This window comes from Hyphomicrobiales bacterium, from assembly GCA_016125495.1.
GTDB lineage: Bacteria > Pseudomonadota > Alphaproteobacteria > Rhizobiales > RI-29 > RI-29.
The window spans coordinates 196,555-219,049 of the sequence record WGLQ01000002.1 but is presented as its reverse complement, the minus strand read 5'-3'; the positions used below and the strand labels follow the sequence as shown (position 1 = coordinate 219,049).

The window sequence follows — 22,495 nt, the reverse complement described above, 5'->3', positions numbered from 1 at the left end:
CTTTCCGCTCCTGGCTGCGGGCAGGCGTCGTGGACGGGGGTCAGTGCAGGTTCGGCTGGGCGCCCGTGCCTTCCTCATCGATGCTGTGACCGGTGCGGAACCGATCGAGACGATGGGCGCGCGAAACCTCGTGCATTTCACCGGTCGCCATGAGGTGGGCAAAGCACCACCCGGACGCCGGCGTCGCCTTGAACCCCCCGTAGTTCCAGCCGCAGTTGAGATAGAGCCCCTCGACCGGCGTCTTGTCGATGATCGGGCTGCCGTCCATCGACATGTCCATGATGCCGCCCCACGAGCGCAACACCCGCACGCGGGAAAGCCGCGGGATCATGGTCACGCCGGCTTCGACGACATGCTCGACCATCGGCAGATTGCCGCGCTGCGCATAGCTGTTGTAGCCGTCGATGTCGCCACCGAACACCATGCCGCCCTTGTCGGACTGCGAGACGTAGAAGTGGCCGACGCCGAACGTGACGACGCAGTCCAGGAAGGGTTTCAGTCCCTCGCTGACGAAGGCCTGCAGCACGTGGCTCTCGATCGGCAGTTCCAGGCCGGCCATGCGGCCGAGGGTGGAGGTGTTGCCGGCGACCGCGATACCGACCCGCTCGGCCCGGATCGGCCCGAGCGTCGTCTCGACGCCCTTGACGACCCCGTTCTGGATGTCGAACCCGATGACTTCACAGTTCTGGATGATGTCGACACCGAGCCTGTCGGCGCCGCGCGCAAAGCCCCAGGCGACGGCGTCGTGCCGCGCCGTTCCCGCCCGCGGCTGCAACAGTCCGCCCATCACTGGAAAGCGTGAATTGTCGATGTCGATCATCGGCGCATAGCGCCGCACACCGTCGCGATCGAGCAGAACCGCGTCCGCGCCATGCAGGAGGATCGAATTACCGCGACGAACGAAGCGATCGCGCTGGCCATCGGAATGAAACAGGTTGATGACGCCCCGCTGGCTGAACATGACATTGTAATTCAGCTCTTTTTCCAGCCCCTCCCAGAGCCGGAGCGAATGCGCATAGAACGGTTCGTTGCCTTCGAGGTTGTAGTTGGCGCGCACGATCGTGGTATTGCGCCCGACGTTACCGAGCCCGATCAACCCCTTCTCGACGAGCGCAACGCGCTTCATGCCGTGGTTGCGGGCGAGATAGTAGGCCGTTGCCAGGCCATGCCCGCCGCCGCCGACGACGATGATGTCGTAGGCCTTTTGCGGCGCCACCTGACGCCAGGCCTTTGGCCATCCCGTGTGGCCCTTGAGAGCCTGCTGGGCGAGGGTGAAGACGCTGTAGCGCATCGTAGGGGCCATCCCGGCTGCGGAGAAAAGATCGTCCTGCCCCTCCCCGCGCGTCCGCCCTCGGCCGAAATGCGGCGCGGTGAAGTGGACCGTGATCGAACTGGACGGGGGCGCGAGCGCTCACGTGGCCGTCACCGGCCCACCGCGTTGCCATGCTCGGGCTGAGGCTCGGCTGGTGCGTGCGGAAGGGGCACGGCGCCTCGGTATCGCGTTCCCGCCCTAGGCGCAAGCGCGACCACGGGAGCGACGCCACGTGCCCCGCATGATGTCTGTTCGAGCGATGGATCGGCCGCTTCAGGCCGCGAGCAACCGTTCCACCTCGCCCACCAGATCGCGCAGATGGAAGGGTTTCGAGAGCACGGTGGCATCCCGCGGGGGTGGATTGGCGCTGTTGAGCGCAACCGCCGCGAAACCGGTGATGAACACGATCTTGAGATCCGGGTCGAGTTCGCTCGCCCGCCGGGCCAGCTCGATGCCGTCCATCTCCGGCATGACGATGTCGGTCAGCAACAGCGAGAACGGTTCCTCGCGCAGACGTTCGAAGGCCTCGAGGCCATTGGCGAACGAAGCCACGTCGAAGCCGGCGCGCTTGAGTTCGCGGGCGAGGAAGCGACGCATCGCATCGTCGTCCTCGGCCAGGAGGATCCGCAACATGCCTCGACGCCTGGTATCGCTCGCCGCCATTCGTCCCGCCGTTCGCCGCAGGCCCCCCCGTTGCCGGGCCTTCGTGACGTGACTGTGGCTGATTGAGGGTAAACGAGCGGTAAATCTTCGGTGCATCGCACGATCGTATGCCGGCGGGGATGCGACGATCCCATTGCGTCCCGGGCCGGCGTCCGCAATTGATTGTGTGGGAGCCGGCTCGATCGAGCCGAACGTGGCAAAGCGGCGCGTGGGCTCACGCAAGGCGTGTTGGAAGGCCGAGTGCATTGAGCAAAGCAGTTGACGATTTGTCCGGCCTCGCCGGGGTCAACGACAACCTCGAGCCTGCCGCCTTCACGCTCCAGGGCGGCGATGCGATGGCCTCGGCCTTCGTGTTCAGCTCCCCGCATTCCGGCCGCTACTATCCGCCGCACTTCCTGGCCGCGTCCCGCTTGACGCCCGCCGCCTTGCGCAAGTCGGAGGACAGCTTCGTCGACGACCTCTTTGCCGACGTCGTCGGCTCCGGCGCGGCGCTGCTCGCCGCCAACTATCCACGCGCCTACATCGACATGAACCGCGAGCCCTACGAGCTCGATCCCCGGCTGTTTCGTGATCCCCTGCCGGACTTCGCCAACACACGCTCGCTGCGCGTGCTCGGAGGTCTCGGCACCATCGCCCGCATCGTCTCTGAGGCCGAAGAGATCTACCGCCGGCCGTTGACCCTCGAGGAGGCACTCGAACGCATCGACCGCCTGCATCTGCCCTACCACGACCGCCTCGGCGAGCTGCTGGACGAGCGCCGCCGCAACCACGGCTTCGCCGTTCTCATCGATTGTCATTCGATGCCATCGGTTAGCATCCCGCGGCAACCGGGCCGGCGCCCCGATATCGTGCTCGGCGACCGTTTCGGCTGCTCGTGCTCACGTCGCTTGACGGTCGCCGCCATGGTGGCACTCCGGCGTCAGGACTTCGAGGTCGTGCTCAATCGCCCCTATGCCGGCGGCTACATCACCGAGCATCACGGCCGTCCGAGCCGTGCCGTCCATGCGCTTCAGATCGAGATCGCACGCGATCTCTACATGAGCGAAGCAACCCACGAGCGCACGGCCGGATTTCGACACCTGAAGGAGCGCCTGACGCTGGCCATGAACGAGCTGATGGCGTGCGCGCGCGACCTCTTCCAGCCGGCGGCCGCCGAGTAGGAGGCGAAGGGGCGGTCGCTTCCCGGGGCAGCCGCAAAAAAAAGAGGCCGTTGGTGGTTGCCAACGGCCCAAGTCTAGGGAGGAAACGCCCAAGAAGGGCAGCGACATCAGTGATGCCGCACCGCACAAATAATGCTGCGACGCAACGAACGCAAGACGCCAGTCGATGAAAAAGACGTAATGGGGGAGCCGGTCGGCAAATGTTGCCGTTCTGCATCGGCGGAAGTCGAAGGCCGGTCTCGACCTCGAGTCGACGCGCCTTTACCACTGCCTGGTGGGTTCCGGTCGATGCCCATGGATCGGCAGGACCGCTGCGTCCTCACCAAGACAAAAAATCGGGCCGTGTGGCGTGCCAACGGCCCAAGTCTAAGGGAGGAAACGCCCCAGAAGGGCATGGATGCGCGAAGGGTCACCACCGCATCCGAGATCGAATATGTGACCAGAATTGCCGGAGTTCAACGTGCAGGATGCACGAACGTCTCGATTGCGCGAAATGGTGGCACCATCTGTTGCGATCGCGACACAATTTGGTGCGGTTTTGCACCTCCGCATGCTCACCCCCGCCACTGGAGAGAGCGATCGCGGTAGGCGAGGCATCACGCAATCAGCATCCGAATCGATTCCCAGGGCCGATCCTCCGATCGGCCAATGCCATAACAAGCCGCCGAGGAGGCCAGCCTGATGCCGCAGACCGAGAGCCCGCAAGCCATCATCGAGGCGATGCACGCGATCGCGGACGACGTCGGCATTATCTCGGCCCGCCGCTTTCGCGGCAGCTACGAGGTCGCCGACAAGGCCCCGACCGCCCGCTACGATCCGGTCACCGACGCCGACCGTGAGATCGAAACCCTCATTCGCGAGCAGGTGGCGCGCCGCTTTCCTCACCACGGATTCATCGGCGAGGAGTTCGCCGCGCATACATCCAGCAACCCGCGCCACTGGATCGTCGACCCGATCGATGGCACGCGGTCCTTCCTCCTCGGGGTCCCCACCTGGGGCGTCATGATGGCCGTCGCGGACGACGATCACGTCGTGGCAGGGCTCGTGGCCCAGCCGTTCACCGGCGAGCGCTATTGGGGTTGGCGGCCCGAACAGGGCGGGGCGAGCGCGCACTACCGGGGTCCGGACGGGACCCGCCAGCTCACCAGCTCGGCCACCCGTGAGCCCGCCGAGATGATCCTGTCCACCACGGACCCCTACCTCTTTCGGCCGGGCACGGAGGCCGAGGCGTTCGATGCGCTTCGCCGGACGGCACGCCTCACGCGCTACGGTCTCGACTGCTACGGCTATTGCCGCCTCGCCGCCGGATCGCTCGACGCGATCGTCGAGTCCGGCCTCTCGAGCTACGACGTCGCGGCCCTGGTGCCGGTAATCGAAGGGGCAGGCGGCATCGTCACGACCTGGGGCGGTGGCAACCCGATCGGCGGCGGTCAGATCGTCGCGTCTGCCAATCCGACGCTCCACGAGCGCTTGCTGGCGACCCTGGCGCCAGCAGCCTCGACTTAGCCGCGACCTCGCTGTCGGTTGCATGAGCGGAGGTCAGAAACAGCGGATGGGGCCCGCTGTGGCTCCCTGGCCTGATCCTCCCGAAGGGATCAGGACCTGCCGACCTGCTCGAATGCGACGTAGATGCGGTAGTCCGCCGGTCGCGCGCCCTCGGGAATGGTGAACGCGACGCTCCGCACCGCCGAGAAGAAGCCGATCGGCTTGCCCGCCTCGATCTCGAGATTGACGACCAGGTTCTCACTGCTGATTCGATTGCGTCCGGCATCGAGGACGTAAACGGTCACCGGCAGGGTCACCGGTCCGGGCTGGCCGCGCGGCCCGAGCAGAACACGCCCCGAAAAACCGTACTTCACGCTGATCATCCCGGGCTGGAGCGCACACTCGCGCGCCGTCCGGGTGATTTCGCCACGATGGATGATCGCGAGCCCATCGCCCTCACGACCGGCTTCGTAGCGGGTCAGATGCCGATCCTGGAGCCACACGTCGAACGCTGGACAACCGACCATGGCCTGCGGACTGGTCATCGCGCCACCCGGCGCGTCCAGTTTGGCCGCGGACAGGAGTTGATCTTCCGTGATGTCGGCAACCTCCGGCGACGGCTTCTCGCTGGAGCCGAATATGCCTGTGCCGAGGCCGCTGGTGATCTGGGAGAGACCGCAGCCCCCCAAGGCCAGCATCGCCGCGCCGCACCCAGCCGCAAGCATCCCCTTGAACCAGGAGACCGAGCCAGGACGCCCGCCAATGAGTGATTGCCTCACGTTCCCCCTGCCCGCATAGTCGCGCGCGTGCTGGTTCCTCCAGCCGCCCGACGCCAACACCCCCGCGCCGCGAATGCTCACAAATGGTAGATCGCGAATCAACTTAGCATCCATTCCGATGAGCGGCAAAAGGAAGATAGTCGTCCTCAACCAGCGCGTATAGGACGCCTTGGAGCGCCCCGAGCATGTCGAGCAAACTTGTTGCCCAATCCCCTCGCCCGGGTGAACCGTCGCCCCGCCCCCCGCTTCGAATCCTTCTGGCCGCGCCGCGCGGCTTCTGCGCCGGTGTCGACCGCGCCATCCTGATCGTCGAACGGGCCCTGGAGAAGTACGGCGCCCCGGTCTACGTGCGCCACGAGATCGTCCACAATCGCTTCGTCGTCGAAAGCCTTGAGGCAAAAGGCGCCGTTTTTGTGGAGGAACTCGATCAGATCCCCGCGACCGGTCAACCTGTGATCTTCTCGGCACACGGCGTCGCCAAGGCGGTGCCTGCCGCAGCGGCGGCCCGCCAGCTCTTCCACGTCGACGCCACCTGCCCCCTCGTCACCAAGGTACACAACGAGGCGGAGCGATTGTACCAGGAGGGCTACGAGATCGTGCTGATCGGCCATGCCGGCCATCCCGAGGTCGAAGGTACGATGGGCCAGCTTCCCGCCGGCGCCATCGCCCTGATCGAAACCGCCGAGGACGCGCGCCGGCTCGAGCCGCGCGATCCGCAGCGCCTCGCCTATGTGACGCAGACCACTCTCAGTGTCGACGACACCTCCGCGATCATCGCCGTTCTGGCCGAGCGCTTTCCCTCGATCCGTGCCCCGGCCCGCGAGGACATCTGCTACGCGACCACCAATCGCCAGGCCGCTGTCAAGGCGATCGCGCCGCGCTGCGACAGTGTCATCGTGGTCGGCGCGCCCAACAGCTCGAACTCGCTCCGCCTGGTCGAGGTGGCCGAGCGCGCGGGCTGCCCGGCTGCCCATCTCGTTCAGCGCGCGAACCTCATCGATTGGAGCGCCTTTACGGGCATCGCGACACTCGGCCTGACGGCCGGTGCCTCCGCGCCGCAGGTCCTGGTCGACGAGATCATCGAGGCGTTTCGCGAGCGCTACGAGGTGACGGTCGAGATCGTCGAGACGGCCCGCGAGCGCGTCGTCTTCAATCTTCCCAAGGCGCTGCGCCAGGAGGCTTGACTTCGCCGCGAAGCTCCCGCCAAGCCTTGGCCCCGCTCGGCGCTCCCCCCTTCCCTCACCCCGGACCACCCCGATGGCCGTCTACACCGATGTCACAGACGACGAACTGACGGCCTTTCTCGCGCGCTACGACGTCGGCGCGCTGACCGCCTTTCGCGGCATCGCCGAGGGCGTCGAGAACTCCAACTATCTCGTCGACACCGACCGCACCCGCCTCATCCTGACGCTCTATGAAAAGCGCGTCGCGCGCGCCGATCTTCCTTTTTTTCTCTCGCTGCTCCAGCATCTCGCTTCCAAGGGTCTCCCCTGCCCCGAACCCTACCGCGACCGCGCCGGCCGGACCGAAGGGGAATTGGCAGGCCGACCCGCCGCGCTCTTTTCGTTCCTCCAGGGCGTTTGGCCGCGCCGCCCGACCGCGCACCACTGCGGCGAGCTGGGCCGTGCGCTCGCCCGCCTCCATCTCGCCGGGGCGGATTTTCCCATGTGCCGGGAGAACGCCCTCTCGCATGCCGGTTGGACGAGGCTCGCCGCCGACATCGGCACCGCGGGGGAGGAGGTTTCGGCCGGCATCACGGACATCGTCGCGGCCGAGCTGACGGCACTCGCCCGGGCCTGGCCCACTGGCCTGCCGCGGGGCATAATCCACGCCGATCTGTTCCCGGACAACGTTTTCTTCCACGATGGTGCGATTACCGGTCTCATCGATTTCTACTTCGCCTGCAATGATCTCTACGCCTACGACGTCGCCATATGTCTCAATTCCTGGTGCTTCGAGAACGACCGCGAGTTCAACGTGACGAAGGCGGCGGCACTCCTCAAAGGATACCATTCCGTCCGCCCTCTCGGGTCGGACGAGATCGTCGCCTTGCCGGTCCTCGCGCGCGGCGCGGCCCTGCGCTTCCTGATGACGCGCCTCTATGATTGGCTCAACACACCACCCGACGCATTCGTGCGCCCGCACGATCCGCTCGCCTATCTCAACCGCCTGCGCTTTCACCAGCGCATCGCCGACACCGCCGCCTACGGCATCGGCATCTGATGGCAACCGAGGAAAAGAACATCCGCCCCCTCGCCGAGGTGACGATCTTCACCGACGGCGCCTGCAGCGGCAATCCGGGCCCCGGCGGCTGGGGTGCGATACTGATCTCCGGCGAGAACCGCAAGGAGCTGTGGGGCGGCACTCCCGACACCACCAACAACCGGATGGAATTGACCGCCGCGATCGAGGCCCTGCGCGCGCTGAAACGCCCCTGCCGGGTGGCGCTGCACACCGATTCCGTTTATGTCCGTGACGGCATCACGCGCTGGATCGTCAACTGGAAGCGCAACGGCTGGCGCAACGCCCAGAAAAAACCCGTGAGCAACGCCGACCTCTGGCAAATGCTCGACGAGGCGGCGGCGCGACATTCGATCGAGTGGATCTGGGTGAAGGGCCACGCCGGCCACCCTGAGAACGAGCGCGCCGACGAACTGGCACGCCGCGGCCTCGCCGAGTTCGGGCGGGCCGGGGACGCGCCCCCGCCCGCTCCGCCAGAGGCCTAGAACGAGGGAGCGCTCGCCTCAGAGCGACTTGAGCAATTCCGCCGCGCTGCTTCGCTCGGCCGAACTCGGCATCTCCTCGATGTTCAGCACCTTGACGACGCCGTCATCGACCAGCATCGCATAGCGCTTCGAGCGCACGCCGAGCGCCGCGACCGAAAGGTCGATATCCATGCCCAGAGCCTTGGTGAAGCTGCCGTTGCCGTCCGCAACGAACGCGATCTTGCCGTGTGCGCCGCTGGCCTTGGCCCAGGCTTCCGTCACGAACGGATCGTTCACCGTCAGACAAACGACTTCGGCAACGCCCTTGCCGGCGAGTTCTTCGCGCTTGTCGAGGAAACCGGGCAAGTGCTTTTGATGGCAGGTCGGCGTGAAGGCGCCCGGCACCGCAAAGAGCGCGACCTTGCGGCCGGCAAAGAGTTCACCGGTGGTCTTTTCGACCACTCCGTCGCCCGTGACGACCTTCAGCTTCTGCTCGGGAAGGCGCTGTCCGACTGCGATGCTCATGATGGTACCCTCGGAACGAAGATGAACTGGCTTGCGGTTCTAGCCGAGCTTGGCCAGAGCGCAAGGCGAAATGGTGGGCGCTGGTCTCGGCGCCGACGGGCGACGGCAACGTCCTTCAGGGCTGCGCCAGCGCCCGCCGCCAGACGCTCCCGCCGGTTTCCGACGTGAGTGTTATCGTCAAGGGCCCGCGCGTCATCTCCTCGGCCAAATCCTTCGGAACGTCGAAGCTGAAGCGCGCACTGCGCTGCTGTGGGCGCGGCTCACGAGCGGGCGCCGGCAGCACGATCCCCGATTGTGTCTCGACGAACGCATCGCCGCTCGCCACGTCGCTCGCGCTGCGATAGCGGGCAACGAGCGTCAGCTTGCCAGCCCCACCCCCATCGCCGGCCTCGCTCGCGAACTCGACCAGCTCCACCGGTCCGCTCTCGTCACGCGGAACTCTCGCCAGCGCCGCCGTCAGCGCCGGCAGATGCGTCGTCGCGCGCCCGGCCCGCCCGTCCAGCCCGAGCGACAGCTCGAAGTCGACCGGCACGCAGATTTCCTCGCAGATTCCGAGATAGGCCGTGAGCGTCAGCCGCGACGGCCGTTCGGCATCGGCAACCTCGACGCGGATCGGGAACAGCACGCGGTTTGCATAGCCGATGGTCGACCCATAGGCTTCGGCAAAGCGCTTCGGCGCCGGAAGCTCGACCGTCGCGCTCGCCACATTGTGCGACTTCTCGAAGGCGATGGACGGCGGCACACCGCCGGCATCGCCCGGATTTCGCCAATAGGTCTTCCAGCCCGGCGCCATCTCGATCTCGAGGCCTGCCAAGTGCCGGGACTGGCCGGCTTCGTCGATCCAGGCGCTCGCCACGAGCCGCGTACGCGCATTGTGCAGCGCGAGCCACGGTGTTTCGGCTTCGGCGGCGTGCGCGCTCCCGCCGACCGGCTCGGCCGCAACGCCCAGCGCCATCAGCAGTCCCGCGATCACGCCCGCAAAGGCCGCGCACCGAAGCGATCGGACGCGCGTCTGCTTGCAGCAGCGGTCCTGCCCGTTCCAATGACCGTCCTGCTCCATGGCCTCCTGTCGCATACCTTGCCGCATCGCTGCTCCCTTTCGTCCGATCGCAGGAACCCCTGCCACCCGCATTCGGACCCGCCGACATCGATCATCCAGCACGTTCCGACCGATCTTCGGCGCGCGCGCACTCCTTGGAACCAACGTAGGGTTTCACACCGCTCCCTGCATCTCACGAATGCGCAACTGCCGTACCGTGTTCCGCCAATGATCGCCCCACCGACGCGCGATGCGCCCGGCCGAGGTCCGATCTGCATCTTCTCTGCTTCATTTGGCCCAGTTCTCCCGCTAGGTTGGCGGGATGCCAGCGATAGATGACAGCCACGATCTCAGCGCGGAGGGTTACCTCACCGGTCAGTTCCTGATCGCCATGCCGTCCATGCGCGATCCCAATTTCGCCCGCTCGGTGGTCCTGATCTGCGCCCACTCCGAGGAAGGTGCCATGGGGCTGATCGTCAACAAGCTGGCCGAGCGCATGTCGTTCTACGAACTCTTGACGCAGATCGGCGTGCTGTCGGACCAGCGCACGGTGCCTGCCGTGGATGATTTTCCCATTCAGATCGGCGGTCCGGTCGAAACCAGCCGCGGCTTCGTGCTCCACACCGCCGACTACATGGCCCCGGAAAGCACCCTGCCCGTGGACGAGCGACTGTCCCTCACTGCGACCGTCGATGTCTTGCGGGCGATTGCCGGTGGCACCGGCCCTTCGCGTTCGCTCCTCACCCTCGGTTACGCCGGCTGGCGGCCCGGCCAGCTCGAGCATGAAATCCAGATGAACGGGTGGCTGATCTCTCCGGCCGATCCGGACATCGTTTTCGACCGGGACGTCTCGAGCAAGTACGACAGGGCCCTTGCCTACATCGGCGTGCAGCCGGCCTTCCTGGTCAGTGACGCGGGTCACGCCTGATCGACGACGTCGCGGTTCCGCCCGCGTACCGGACGGCACCGGCCCCGATCCGTCGTTCAACCCTCTTCACTCGGCCGCGTGTTGCCTGGATGGCGGGTTCCACCACCCGGGAGCGATGCTCCGCCCATATCTCGCGAGCGACCCGCGGGCCCTGTTGCGCTGTCGTCCGTGCCAGCCGGACCGCGCGCGGCGCCCTCGCCATTGGCCTTGCCATGACCATTGCCGTTGCCCCCTCGCGCGACCCCACCGGGCGGCGGCTGTATCGGGGACGGTCCCGTGGCGTAGGACCGAGGCCCTTGGCCGGGGACGCTTGCTGGCCCCGTGCCCCCCGGCCCCGTTCCGCTCGCCCCCCCGTTCGGGGTCTGCGCGTGTGGCCGCCCATCGCCGGTCCGAGGATCGGCACCAGGCGCGCCCCCGGGTCGACCGGTGATCGGCCGTCCGAGCGACATTGGCGGCTCGCCCGGTCGTGGCGGCATTGGCGGGCTACCGGTCTGCCCATTGGTTCCCGTGATCGGTCGTTGCGCGGGACGGGTCGGCGGCTCCGGCGGCCGCATGAAGTTGGCTGGGCCTTGCCCTGACGATCCCGCAGGGCTCGGCGGTCCAGGTGGCATTGCCGGGCGGACGGGAACCCCTCGCGGCTGGCGACCGGGACCATCGCCGTCGTCGGCACGGCCCGCCTCGCCGGGGACCGACCCGGACTCGCCAGTCCCCCCGCCACCCGACATCGGCCGGCCGGCCTCGCCAACGTCGCCATCGTCGGGCACGCCCTTCTCGCTCCCCTCCTGGCGGGAGCGGATCATGCGGATGGCGCTTTCCAGCAGCGACGGACGCTCGACCGCCCGTTCATCGCGTGCCAGCGATTTGAGGAGATCGCTCACTTGGCGCTCGGTCATCAGACCGCCGAAATAGAAGCCCTGCGCGAAATCGCAGCCGATTCCGCGTAGCGCGATGGCATCCTCGTAGGTCTCGACCCCTTCGGCCACCACCTCGCGTCCCAGCTCCTGGGACATGGCCACGATCGAGCGCACGATCACTCCGCCCGCCGCCTCCAGCGCGTGGTTCTGGATGAGCGCCTTGTCGAGCTTGATCGTGTCGAAGACGAACCTATGGAGATAGGCGATCGAGGAATGGCCCGTTCCGAAATCGTCGAGCATCAGCCCGGCGCCGGCCTCCTTGAGCAATTCGAGTATCTCGGCCGCGAGTTCCGGGTTCTGCATGGCGAGCGACTCGGTCATCTCGAGTCGAATGGAGCCGCGCTCCGTCGCCTCGCTGCGCAACACGCCGCGCAGCTCTTGGATGAACTCCGGGCGAAAGAGCTGGCTGCTCGAAATATTGATCGAAACGAAGAGCGGATCCTCTCGCCGTGGCAGCAGCTTCTGCCAGCGCGCCAGCTCCTCGCGCGCCCGCGCCAGCACATAGCTGCTGATCGGCGCCACCATGTCGATCTCTTCGGCGATCGATATGAATTCGTCGGGGTTGAGCACGCCGCGCGTCGGATGGTGCCAGCGCACCAGCGCCTCGAAGCCGGACAGTTCCGAATTCGCGAGTCGCACGATCGGCTGGTAGACGACATGCAGTTGACCGCTCTGGATGGCGCGCCGCAGATCGCTTTCGATGAGGATCCGTTCGCTGCCTTCCTCACGCATGCTGCGCGTGAAAACCTCGGTGCGGTCCGAGCCGACCCGTTTCGCCCGCTGCATGGCGAGTTCGGCGTCGCGTAGCAGCCCCCCCGGCTCCTTCTGCGAGCCGTCGTATTCGGCGATCCCGATACTGCCGGTGAGCACGATCGACTGGCCATCGATCTTGACCGGCGATCGCAGCGCCCGGCGAATACGTTCCGCGAGCAGCGCCAGCTGACGCTGGTCGAGCGAGCGCTCGATCAGCACGGCGAACTGGTCGCCCCCCATCCGTGCCAGCGTGTCGCGCGGCCCGAGGTGTCGCGAGAGCCGCCGTGCGATGGTCAGCAGCATGCCATCGCCGATGTTGATGCCGAAGCTCTTGTTGACGTTCTTGAACCGATCGATGTCGACGATGATGACGGTCGGTCGCTCTTCGGTGAATTCCTCGGCCCGCGCGATGGCGCACCCCAGGCGATCGATGAAGATCTGCCGGTTGGGCAGCCCGGTGAGCGTATCCTGCACCGCGTCCTGGATCAGCCTGTCGTGCGCCAGCTTGGTGTCGGTGATGTCACGCAACAGCCCGACGCATTTGACGGTCCGGCTCTCGACCTGCGGCACGGTGGCCGCGTCGAGTTCGTACCAGCGATAGAACCCATCGAACCTGCGCAGCCTCAGGCTGAGGCTGATGACCCCCTCGCCGCGCTCCTGGATCGAACTCATGGCCGCCTTGATTCGTTCCCGATCGGCCGAATGGACATGCTCGAGCCAGTCGCCCGCGCGGGCGTTGAGTTCCCCGGCCTGCAGCCCGAGCGCCTCCTCGATCACCGCCCCTGTCGCGATCTCGTCACGCCGCGCATTCCACTCCCAGACACCGGCTCCTGCCATGTCGATGGCGAGCGAGCGCAGCTGGAGTTGGCTGGGCGAAGCGCTGAACTGCGGCTCGGCCGAGCGGGTCGCGAACTGCGCCACGGTGATCGCCAGCAGAATGAGGACCAGCACGAGCCCGGCCGAGAGCCCCGGCACGATGGCATCTCCCGAAAGCCTGCCCATCACCGAGACCGCCGCCCCGAAGATCCAGACCAGCAACATCATCCAGGCCGGAAGCAGCGAAAGCCCGCGCGCCTGAAGCGTGATCGCGAACGAGAGGACGAGCAGCGTGCCGATCACCGCGATGGTGCCGAACGAGACGCGCGCGATGCTCGAGGCCAGCCCCGGATCGAGCATCGCCAAACCGATCACGCCGACCTGAGCCAGCCCCCAGAGCAGGATGAAAAGACGCGCCCAGCCGAAGCGAATGCCCGGCCTCATGTAGGCGTAGAGGAAGATCACGAGGCTGGCCGCGATCGCCGCCTCCGCCGCCGCTCGGAAATAGGCGATGTCCTGTGGCGAGACCTGGAACAGTTTGTGCCAGAAGCCGAAATCGATGCAGAGGTAACTCAGCACGCTCCAGGCGACCAGCGCCGCCGCCGGAAAGATGAGCTGGTGGTTGGCGGCGTAGACCGCGGTGAGGAAGATCGCGATGACCACGCTGATCCCGATCAGGATCCCCTGGAAGAGCATGCTTTCGCGTTGCTTCTTCTGGTAGACACTGGGGTTCCAGATGTAGAGCCGTGGGAAACGGTCGGAAGCGAGTTCCGTCACGTAGGTAACGGTCTGGCGCGGCTCGAGCGTGATGCTGATGATGTCGGCCTGATCGTTGGCGATCCGCTCCGGCAGGAAGCCGAGTGACGGCGTCACCCGAACGATGCGCGGCGAATCGAGGTCCGGCCAGATGAGTCCCGAGCCGAGCAAGGTGTAGCGCTCGGCGATGAGCCAGCGCTCGATCACGTTGTCGGTCGGGTTCTTGAGGGCGAAGACCGCCCAGTTGGGATCGGTGCCAGGGGTGATCGCCCGCACGGCCATGCGTCCACCGATGCCGTCGTCACCAGCCGCCGTCTCGACCTGCAACCGGTCGCCGCGCGCCTCGTAGAACTGCCCGAGGAACGTGATCTCGATCCGCTGTTGAGTCTGGGAGACGTCGATCGGCTCCAGCGCCCGGGCGGGCGCGGACCATGGCGCGAGTGCAGCGACCATCAGCCAGGCCAGTGCGATCGCTTGGACGAGGGCACGCGAAAACGGCCCGCCGCCGGCATAGGCCGGACGACGCGCGCCGGGCCGCGCGTTGCATGCTGCCCTCGACAACCGCTTGCCCCCAATGTTGGTCGTGACCTCGCCGCGGCGCCTCCCGCCTGAGCGGCTCAGGTTCCGCTGTCGCCCGCAACCATGGCGTACAAGAAGTGATCCTGCCACACGCCATTGATCCTGAGATACTTGCGGGCCAAACCTTCCCGTTGAAAACCGGCTTTTTCGAGGACACCGATCGACGCGACGTTGCCTGTGAGGCATGCCGCTTCGAGTCGATTGAGGCCGAGCGTTCCGAATGTGAACGGGATGACGGTCCCGAGGGCGTCGCTCATGTGACCCTGGCGCGCGAACGGGGCGCCGACCCAATAGCCGACCGTGCACGACTGTGTGACGCCTCGCCGCACCTGGCTCAGCGAAACCCCACCGACGAGCTGATCGTCCTGGCTGCGAAAGAGAAAGAACGTGTAACCCGTCTCTTCGCGCAACTCACGGTGGTAGAAGCGCAACCGCCGGCGGAAGGCAGCGCGCGAGAGTTCGTCCCGTGACCAGGCCGGCTCGAAGGGCACGAGGAATTCCCGGCTCCGGGCCCGCAACTCCGCCCAGGCGACGTAGTCGCCACCCTGCGGCAGGCGCAGCGTCAGCCGCTTGCCGAACAGCACCGGACCGTTGTCACTCGCGCCAACCGATCTGAGAAATGCCATGGCCCTCCGCTCCGGATCAACCGGCCCTGCGTTTTGCACGTCCCGCCCCCGGACGCGCCGGTGTCCGCCGGCCGGCGAGCCCATCCACCAACGCGCCTTGCTCGTGCTGCGGCAGCTCGGGCCCCATCTGCACCCACGTCGGCTCGCCCGCGAGAACGAGCCGCCCGACGAGATCACGCACGTCGGCGACCGTTACGGCCTCGACCTGGCTGACGAGTTCCTCGAGCCCGAGCACACGGCCGAGCATCTGAATATGGTGGGCGAGTTGGTCCGCGCGCGACGACGAGCTTTCGAGTGACATCGCGAGCCCCGCCCGCAGCTGCGCCTTCGCGCGCGCCAGCTCCGCCTCACCGGGGCCCGTGTGCGCGAGGTCGACGATCTGCTCGACCACCACGTCCTGCAACTCGGCCACCTGATCGCCCCGGGTTCCGGCATGTACGCCGAGCAGCCCGCAATCCCGACAGCCGAGCTGATAGGTGTAGATCGAATAGCACAGCCCACGCTTCTCGCGCACCTACTGGAACAGCCGCGACGAAATGCCGCCGCCGAGGAGGCCCGAGAGCACCTGCAGCGCAATGTAGTCGGGCGCAAGAACACCCGGCGCCTCGAGGGCGAGGATCACCTGCGCCTGCTCGCTGTCACGCTCGATGGACCGGCCACCCCCGACATAGCGACCCGGGCTCGCCTCGGGCGCCTTACGAGCCGGGAGATCACCGAGCAGGCCCTCGGCCAGCGCAACGAGCGCCCCATGCTCCACCGCTCCGGCCGCGCTCAGCACCATCCCGGTCGGCGCGTACTGTTCGGCGAGGAAGCCGGAAAGGGTCTCGCGCGTCATCGCCTCGACGCTCGCCTCGGTCCCGAGGATCGGGCGGCCGAGAGGCTGGTCGGGAAACGCCGTGGCGAGTGCGACATCGTGCACGAGATCGTCGGGCGTGTCGTTGACGGACGCGATCTCCTGGAGGATGACGTCGCGCTCGCGCTCGATCTCCTCCTCGGCGAGCACCGAATCGCGAAGGATGTCCGCCAGAAGCCGAACCGCCAGCTCGACGTCGCCTTTCAGGATGCGCGCGTAGTAGGCCGTGCTCTCGACACCGGTCTGCGCATTGAGATAACCGCCGACGTCCTCGATCTCCTCCGCGATGGCCCGCGCGTCCCGGCTCGTCGTCCCCTTGAACGCCATGTGCTCGAGGAAGTGGGCTACGCCGTTGTTCTCGGCTCGCTCGCTGCGCGCCCCGGCATCGACCCAGATGCCGAGCGAGGCCGTCTCGAGTTGTGGCATGGTGTGGGTGACCACCCGCAGGCCGTTGGCGAGTGTGCTGAGCTCGACCGTCATGCGCTACGGCCTCCGGCGCCGACGGCGCGGGCTCGTTCCTCGACATGTCGCGCCACTGCCGCCGCATCGTTGGCGATCCGGACAAAGCGCTCCGCCATGGTCCGCTGGGCAGCGATGCGCGGTGGCTCCGGAGGGCGGATGCCGATCGCCCTCTCGATGGCGTCGGGGAATTTGGCCGGATGCGCCGTCGCAAGCGTTACGATCGGTCCACCACGGCCCGCCTCCCGCCCCGCCGCCGCGACACCGACGGCGGTGTGCGGATCGATGACCATGCCGCCGGTCGACCGGTGGACCTCGGCGAGCGTGCGCGCAACCTCGTCCTCGCCGATGCCATGGCCGGCGAAATCCTGCCGCAGCGCCGCCACGTCCGCTTCGCCGAGCCGAAATCCGCGCCCCTTCGCCACCTCCGACATCAACGACCTGACGCGCCCTGCATCGCGGCCCGAGAGTTCGAACAGATAGCGCTCGAAGTTGGAGGAGATCTGGATGTCCATCGAGGGCGACGACGTCGCCACCACCGGCCTCGGCTCGTAGTCGCCCGTCGCCGCCGTCCGTGCGAGGATGTCGTTGGTGTTCGTCGCGATGATCAGCTGGCCGATCGCCAGCCCCATGCGCTTGGCGGCATAGCCCGCGAAGATGTCGCCGAAATTGCCGGTCGGGACCGAGAAGCTCACTTTTCGTGCGGGCGCGCCGAGCGCGATGGCGGAGGTGAAGTAGTAGACGACCTGCGGCAGGATGCGCGCCCAGTTGATCGAGTTGACGCCCGCGAGCGCCATGCGATCGCGAAAGGCAAGATCGTTGAAGAGCGCCTTCACGATGTTCTGGCAGTCGTCGAAGGTGCCATCGATTGCGATTGCATGCACATTCGCCTCGACCGGGGTCGTCATCTGGCGGCGCTGCACGTCCGACACGCGGCCATCCGGAAAAAGGATGAAAATATCGATGGCGTCGCAGCCGCGGAACGCCTCGATCGCCGCCCCACCGGTGTCGCCCGAGGTCGCCCCGATGATCGTCGCCCGCTGGCCGCGCTCGGCGAGCGTGCGGTCCATCAGCCGCGCCAACACTTGCATCGCGACGTCCTTGAACGCCATCGTCGGCCCGTGGAACAGCTCCAGCAGCCAATGCTCGGGGCCGATCTGGACGAGCGGGGCCACGAGCGCATGCGCGAACTGGTCGTGGGCGTCCGCGAGGATCGCATCGAGTTCGCGTTCCGGGATGGCGTCGCCAATGAACGGACGCATGACCTCGCCAGCCACCACGGCATACGGCTTGCCGGCCCAGCTCGCGATCACTTTCGGTGAAAAGCGCGGCCACGTTTCGGGAACGTAGAGGCCACCGTCGCGGGCGAGCCCCGCAAGGAGCACGTCCGCGAACCCCAGTGCGGGCGCCTCGCCCCGTGTGCTGACATAGCGCATGAATACTCCGCTCCGACGCCCGGCGTCACTTGCCGGGCAGCGCGCCATTTGTCGCGCCACGCACTGTCCTTCGGACCGACGCGACATAGAACGCGTAGACGCCGACCAGTGTCGCTGCAAGGCCGAACCAGGTAAGCGCATATTCGAGGTGGCGGTTGGCGAGCCGCGCGCGACCCTCGTGCGGTTGCGGCCAGCCGCCCGTCGCGGCCGGCTCGACGAGATCGAGGGTGAGATCGAGGGCCCTCTCCGCGAGCCCGGCGGCCTGGGCCATCGCCGACAGATCCCGCCAGAACCATTCGTTTCGCGCCGGCGCATTGTCGGCATCGAACGTTGCGCGCCCGCCGGGCGGCCGTACGAGCCCGATCACCGTCACCTCGCCAGCCTCCTGGCCGGCTGCACGCAAGTCGGCGCGCTTGAGTTCCAGGGGAACGAAGCCCCGGTTCACCAGCACCGCCCGCCCGGCGAGCGGCCCGGCCGTGATCTCGAGCGGCGTCAGGATGTCCCAGCCGGGCCGCCCACCGCGGCTGGCATAGAGATGCAGCTCGCCCGCATGGCGCCACCGGCCGGTGACGGCGGCCTTGCTGAGTTCACCCGCCAGGAGCGAACGCCCATCGGCGCCGACGAAGGATTCGAGCGGGGTCGGAGCCGCCCGTGCCTGGGCTTCGAGGCGCGCGATCAGGTCTTCTTTCCAGGCGAGCCGGCGCAATTGCCATGTCCCGAGCGCGAGCAGGATCGCCAGCGCCGCCAGCACCAACCCGGTCAGCAACCAGAGCCGGGCGCCAGGTCCTGTCACCGCGCCGCTCATTCCGCCCGCCGCCCTTCGCGCGCTGCGTTCTGGAACTGCAGCGCAATCAGCGTCGCCTTCATGGGACGCAACAGGCCGATACCGAGAAGCAGCGTCACAGGCCCCCAGAAGGCGATATGGAACCAGAGAGGCGGCGCGAACGTGAACTCACTCCAGAGCACGAGACCGAGCACGAGGAAGCCGAGGATGAAGATGACGAACACGGCTGGACCGTCACCGGCATCGGCGAATTCGAAATCGAGGCCGCACGCCGTGCACCGCTCCGCGAGCGTCAGCCATCTCGAATAGAGCTTGCCTCGGCCGCAGCGCGGGCAACGGCACCCGAGCCCGCTCGCCATCGCCGACGGAGGTGGGAAATGCTGTTTGTCCGCCATTCCTGCACGCCTCCCGATCGGCCTCGACAGTTCGTCGGGGCCCAAACCGTGAAACAGAAAGGGGGCCAGCTGGCCCCCTCGATTCCGATTGCGGCACAGCCGCCGACCGAGCCCGGGCCGCGGCGCCGCCGCAGCCCCGTTCTCCTCGGCCCTCGCCCTCAGGCGCCCCAGACGTAGATGCTGGCAAACAGGAAGAGCCACACCACGTCGACGAAATGCCAGTACCAGGCGGCCGCCTCGAAACCGAAGTGCTGCTTCGGCGTGAAATGGCCCCTGAGTGCACGGAACAGGCAGACCGTGAGGAAGATGGTGCCGATGATCACGTGGAAGCCGTGGAAACCCGTCGCCATGAAGAACGTCGAACCGTAGATGTGATTCGAGAACGTGAAGGCGGCGTGGCCATACTCGTAGGCTTGCAGGGCGGTGAAGACCGCGCCGAGCAGGATCGTCAGGATCAGCCCGAAGATCAGCCCGCGCCGGTTGTTCTCCAGCAGCGCGTGGTGCGCCCACGTCACCGTCGTGCCGGAAGCGAGCAGGATGAGCGTGTTGAGCAGCGGCAGTCCCCAAGGATCGAAGGTGTGCTTGAAGGTGCCATCCTCGGTCGGCTGCGGCGGCCAGACCCCGCCCGTCAGCGTTTCGCGCGCCACCATGCCGACCTGCGAAGCGGTGTCCGCGATGGTCGAGACATCCCCCGGAAAGAGAGCCGCATCGAAATAAGCCCAGAACCAGGCGACGAAGAACATCACCTCCGAGGCGATGAACATGATCATGCCGTAGCGCAGGTGGAGCTGCACGACGGGCGTGTGGTCGCCGGCATGCGACTCGCGAACCACGTCGCGCCACCAGAAGTACATGGTCGCGACCACGATCGCGAGCCCCGGCAGCACGTACCAGGCCTGCGGGTCACCATCCTTGCGGCTGACGAAGTACATCACCGCCCCGACCGCGAGCACCAGGGCGCCGATCGATCCGACCAGCGGCCACGGGCTCGGGTTCACCAGATGGTAGTCGTGTTGCTTGTGCGCGTGCCCGTCAGCCATTTTCGTTCCGTCCCAATTTCGCCCCGAACCCCGTCCGAACCCTGCACCCGGCGTCGCGCCGCCACCGGCTCGACCCAGGTGCCCTCTTTGACCTCATCCATCGCAGAAAGCAATATCGCGCGAACGACACGTCCTTCCGCCTATCGCTCCATCCAACCGCGCCCGACCGGCCAGCCGAACTCGGCCCACTGTTACCCCCCGGCCGCCGGCGCTGGTGGATCGCCCGCTCCCGCTGCGCCCTCTTCGGTCTCGACCGGATAAAAGGTGTAGGAAAGTGTGATTTCCTGGATGTCCCGGGCATCCGGATCGTCGAGAAGCTCCGGCGCGACGAAGAAACTGACCGGCATATCGACGCTCTCGCCCGGCTGCAGCACCTGCTCGGTGAAACAGAAACAGGCGATCTTGTTGAAGTGCTGGCCGGCAATCGCCGGCGCGACGTTGAAGGTCGCGGTTCCGGTGATCGGATGGTCCGAAGTGTTCGTTGCGCGGTAGAAGGCGAGCGTCTCGACCCCGATGGGCACATCGACGACGCGCTGCTGCGGCTCGAACCGCCAGGCCAGGCCTTCGGCGGTGTTGGCATCGAAGCGGATCGCCATGATCCGACCGGCCGGCCCCGTTGGCACCGTTTCCGCCCGCTTCGTGGTGCCGGCATAGCCGGTGACCTGACAGAAGATCCTATAGAGGGGCACAGCGGCGAACGACATTCCGACCATGCCCGCCGCGAGGGCGCCGAGCATCAGGGCGAGACGGACATCCGCCGAGGCCCGCGCGAGGGCAGTGCCGTGGTTCCGGCCCGTAGCTTCGCTGATCCGCTCCATTCTGGGGCCTCCCCGGCTCACCGCTGCCCGACCACCACGGCCCGGCGACCGCGATCAGTACGCCCTGTTGGCCACATTGCCGCCGAGGCGGACAATGGTGACCACGAAAAACAGCACGGCAAGTGCGATCAAGCCGACCGCGATCGCCAATGAACGTCGCTCTTGCGCTCGTTTGCGCCGGACCTCGCGATCGCCCTCGGACGCCGCCACCACGCGGTCGCTCTCGGGCGCGACCGGCTCGGCAGCCACCGGCTCGCGCGCGCCCGTCATACCGACACCTCGAACGCCGAGATCACCAACCTCTCGACCAGCAATGCCGCAAAGATCGCAAACAGATAGAGGAGCGAGAACCGGAAGAGCCGCCGCGCCGCCGCATCCCCTGCGTGCCCCTCGCGGATGCGGTAGACGCGCAGGGCAAGCCAGACGAACACGGCACCGAGCGCCGCAGCAACGACGGCAAAGGCCGGTCCGGCGAACCCGAGCAGCCAGGGCGCAACGCCGAGCGGGGCGAGCAGCACGGAATAGATCAGGATTTGCCGCCGCGTCTCGTCCGGCCCCGCCACGACCGGAAGCATCGGCACGCCGACGGCCTCGTAATCGCGGCACCGATAGAGGGCCAGCGCCCAGAAATGCGGCGGCGTCCGCATGAAGATGATGAGGAAGAGCACGATGCTCTCGATACCGATGGAGCCCGTTTGCACCGCCCAGCCGATCATCGGCGGGAACGCTCCGGCCGCCCCGCCGATCACGATGTTCTGCGGCGTCGAGCGCTTCAGCCAGATGGTGTAGACGAAGAGATAAAAGCCGATGGTGATGGCAAGGAGCGCCGCCGCCGTCCAGTTCGCCACGAGCCCCAGCGTCATCACCGAGATGATCGAGAGCACGACGCCGAGCGTGAGCGCCTCCTCGGCGGTGACCCTGCCCCGTGGAATGGGTCGAAGCGCGGTGCGCGACATGCCCCCGTCGATGTCGGCGTCGTACCACATGTTGAGCGCACCCGAGGCACCCGCCCCGAAAGCGATCGCAAGGAGCGCCGTTCCGAGGATGATGGGATGCGTATCACCGGGGGCGACCACCATGCCCACGAGGGCAGTGAAGACGACGAGCGACATCACACGTGGCTTCAGCAGAGCGAGATAGTCGCCGAGTTCCGCGAATTGCGGCCCTGAAACGGTCGTCGTCGTGCTTCGGTCACTCATGTCAATCCGACCACCGCTAGAACAACAGCCGCCGCGAACAGCGACCATTGCGGGAAATGCCGCCAGTCGAGCCGCAGCATCAGGATGAGACCGATGCTCAGCAGGCAGAACCCGGCCGAGAGAACGGCGCACATCACCGCGAGTTCACCCGCCCCGGGCCGCACGGCAGCGACCGCATAGCCTGCCGCCATCGCCAGCAGGGTGATGGTCACCAGATGCCAGCAATAGTAGCTCGTGTACTTCGCCACCCGATGCCGCTCGGCGATCGGGTGGAGTTCGCGGGCCGCCAGCAGCGGGCGCGCCACGTACTTCCCGCCGAGGATCACATGAATCGCCGCCGTCGCGGCCGTCACGATCGCGGCTGCGACCAGCCAACCGTTGGCGCCACCTATCGTGCCAGACACGCCACCCCCTCCCCGGTGCGTTCGCTCGTCAGCGGCACCATGCGATCTCTGTCGGCACCGCCGCCGC

The 22,495-nt window shown here is 66.9% G+C and carries 21 protein-coding genes and 1 pseudogene; 6 read left to right on the top strand and 16 right to left on the bottom strand.

All coding sequences use genetic code 11. The features are described from left to right. Positions 1–40: 40 nt before the first annotated feature. Positions 41–1,291 (bottom strand): sarcosine oxidase subunit beta family protein, encoded by a 1,251-nt coding sequence (locus GC150_01525; GenBank protein MBI1383580.1) that lies wholly within the window; start codon positions 1,289–1,291, stop codon positions 41–43. 294 nt (positions 1,292–1,585) lie between these two features. Further along, positions 1,586–1,945 carry a response regulator gene (locus GC150_01520; GenBank protein ID MBI1383579.1) on the bottom strand — a complete coding sequence of 120 codons (360 nt, stop codon included), beginning with the start codon at positions 1,943–1,945 and terminating at the stop codon, positions 1,586–1,588. Between the two features lie 365 nt (positions 1,946–2,310). Here GC150_01520 and GC150_01515 point away from each other — a divergent pair, with 365 nt between their 5' ends. Then, positions 2,311–3,135 carry an N-formylglutamate amidohydrolase gene (locus GC150_01515; GenBank protein MBI1383578.1) on the top strand — a complete coding sequence of 275 codons (825 nt, stop codon included), beginning with the start codon at positions 2,311–2,313 and terminating at the stop codon, positions 3,133–3,135. A 681-nt stretch (positions 3,136–3,816) separates the two neighbouring features. Next, complete coding sequence (locus tag GC150_01510) at positions 3,817–4,641, top strand: histidinol-phosphatase (protein MBI1383577.1); 825 nt, start codon at positions 3,817–3,819, stop codon at positions 4,639–4,641. An 89-nt stretch (positions 4,642–4,730) separates the two neighbouring features. Here GC150_01510 and GC150_01505 read toward each other — a convergent pair whose 3' ends face one another. After that, positions 4,731–5,399 (bottom strand): hypothetical protein, encoded by a 669-nt coding sequence (locus GC150_01505; protein MBI1383576.1) that lies wholly within the window; start codon positions 5,397–5,399, stop codon positions 4,731–4,733. Between the two features lie 185 nt (positions 5,400–5,584). Here GC150_01505 and ispH point away from each other — a divergent pair, with 185 nt between their 5' ends. The 3 genes from ispH to rnhA all read left to right on the top strand — a co-directional run bounded on the left by ispH (position 5,585) and on the right by rnhA (position 8,125). After that, on the top strand, positions 5,585–6,583 hold the full coding sequence (gene ispH, locus GC150_01500; GenBank protein ID MBI1383575.1) for a 4-hydroxy-3-methylbut-2-enyl diphosphate reductase: 999 nt from the start codon (positions 5,585–5,587) through the stop codon (positions 6,581–6,583). A gap of 73 nt (positions 6,584–6,656) precedes the next feature. Beyond that, positions 6,657–7,622 carry a homoserine kinase gene (locus GC150_01495; protein MBI1383574.1) on the top strand — a complete coding sequence of 322 codons (966 nt, stop codon included), beginning with the start codon at positions 6,657–6,659 and terminating at the stop codon, positions 7,620–7,622. Then, the gene (gene rnhA / locus GC150_01490) at positions 7,622–8,125 is read left to right on the top strand and encodes a ribonuclease HI (GenBank protein MBI1383573.1); all 504 of its coding nucleotides are present in this window, start codon (positions 7,622–7,624) and stop codon (positions 8,123–8,125) included. The genes GC150_01495 and rnhA overlap by 1 nt, the downstream gene beginning before the upstream one ends. 18 nt (positions 8,126–8,143) lie before the next feature. Here the strand turns inward: rnhA and GC150_01485 are convergent, their stop codons facing one another. Both GC150_01485 and GC150_01480 read right to left on the bottom strand, forming a co-directional pair. Continuing rightward, entirely contained in the window at positions 8,144–8,629 is a 486-nt protein-coding gene (locus tag GC150_01485) for a redoxin family protein (GenBank protein MBI1383572.1), read from the bottom strand. Between the two features lie 115 nt (positions 8,630–8,744). Continuing rightward, positions 8,745–9,761, bottom strand: a complete 1,017-nt coding sequence (locus GC150_01480) for a hypothetical protein (protein MBI1383571.1) — start codon at positions 9,759–9,761, stop codon at positions 8,745–8,747. Between the two features lie 229 nt (positions 9,762–9,990). On the opposite strand from GC150_01480, the gene GC150_01475 reads away from it, so the two are divergent. Continuing rightward, positions 9,991–10,596: a YqgE/AlgH family protein gene (locus GC150_01475; protein MBI1383570.1), complete on the top strand. Its 606-nt coding sequence runs from the start codon at positions 9,991–9,993 to the stop codon at positions 10,594–10,596. Between the two features lie 56 nt (positions 10,597–10,652). Here the strand turns inward: GC150_01475 and GC150_01470 are convergent, their stop codons facing one another. The 11 genes and pseudogenes from GC150_01470 to GC150_01420 form a co-directional block, all read right to left on the bottom strand. Next, a complete protein-coding gene (locus tag GC150_01470; protein ID MBI1383569.1) occupies positions 10,653–14,396 on the bottom strand; it encodes an EAL domain-containing protein in 3,744 nt (1,247 codons plus the stop codon). Positions 14,397–14,452: 56 nt separating this feature from the next. Then, the gene (locus GC150_01465) at positions 14,453–15,040 is read right to left on the bottom strand and encodes a GNAT family N-acetyltransferase (GenBank protein ID MBI1383568.1); all 588 of its coding nucleotides are present in this window, start codon (positions 15,038–15,040) and stop codon (positions 14,453–14,455) included. Between the two features lie 16 nt (positions 15,041–15,056). Continuing rightward, positions 15,057–16,373 (bottom strand): annotated as a pseudogene (locus tag GC150_01460) (insulinase family protein). Then, positions 16,370–17,788, bottom strand: coding sequence for a threonine synthase (locus GC150_01455; protein ID MBI1383567.1), 1,419 nt, complete (start codon positions 17,786–17,788; stop codon positions 16,370–16,372). The pseudogene GC150_01460 and the gene GC150_01455 overlap by 4 nt, the downstream one beginning before the upstream one ends. 25 nt (positions 17,789–17,813) lie before the next feature. Beyond that, a complete protein-coding gene (locus GC150_01450; GenBank protein MBI1383566.1) occupies positions 17,814–18,593 on the bottom strand; it encodes an SURF1 family protein in 780 nt (259 codons plus the stop codon). After that, on the bottom strand, positions 18,590–18,967 hold the full coding sequence (locus GC150_01445; GenBank protein ID MBI1383565.1) for a DUF983 domain-containing protein: 378 nt from the start codon (positions 18,965–18,967) through the stop codon (positions 18,590–18,592). The genes GC150_01450 and GC150_01445 overlap by 4 nt, the downstream gene beginning before the upstream one ends. 158 nt (positions 18,968–19,125) lie before the next feature. Then, positions 19,126–20,007 carry a cytochrome c oxidase subunit 3 gene (locus GC150_01440; GenBank protein MBI1383564.1) on the bottom strand — a complete coding sequence of 294 codons (882 nt, stop codon included), beginning with the start codon at positions 20,005–20,007 and terminating at the stop codon, positions 19,126–19,128. 191 nt (positions 20,008–20,198) lie between these two features. Further along, entirely contained in the window at positions 20,199–20,825 is a 627-nt protein-coding gene (locus tag GC150_01435) for a cytochrome c oxidase assembly protein (GenBank protein ID MBI1383563.1), read from the bottom strand. A gap of 54 nt (positions 20,826–20,879) precedes the next feature. Beyond that, complete coding sequence (locus tag GC150_01430) at positions 20,880–21,095, bottom strand: hypothetical protein (GenBank protein ID MBI1383562.1); 216 nt, start codon at positions 21,093–21,095, stop codon at positions 20,880–20,882. After that, positions 21,092–22,024 carry a protoheme IX farnesyltransferase gene (locus GC150_01425; protein MBI1383561.1) on the bottom strand — a complete coding sequence of 311 codons (933 nt, stop codon included), beginning with the start codon at positions 22,022–22,024 and terminating at the stop codon, positions 21,092–21,094. Before GC150_01425 ends, GC150_01430 begins: the two co-directional genes overlap by 4 nt. Next, positions 22,021–22,428, bottom strand: a complete 408-nt coding sequence (locus GC150_01420) for a hypothetical protein (GenBank protein ID MBI1383560.1) — start codon at positions 22,426–22,428, stop codon at positions 22,021–22,023. The genes GC150_01425 and GC150_01420 overlap by 4 nt, the downstream gene beginning before the upstream one ends. Positions 22,429–22,495 lie beyond the last annotated feature (67 nt).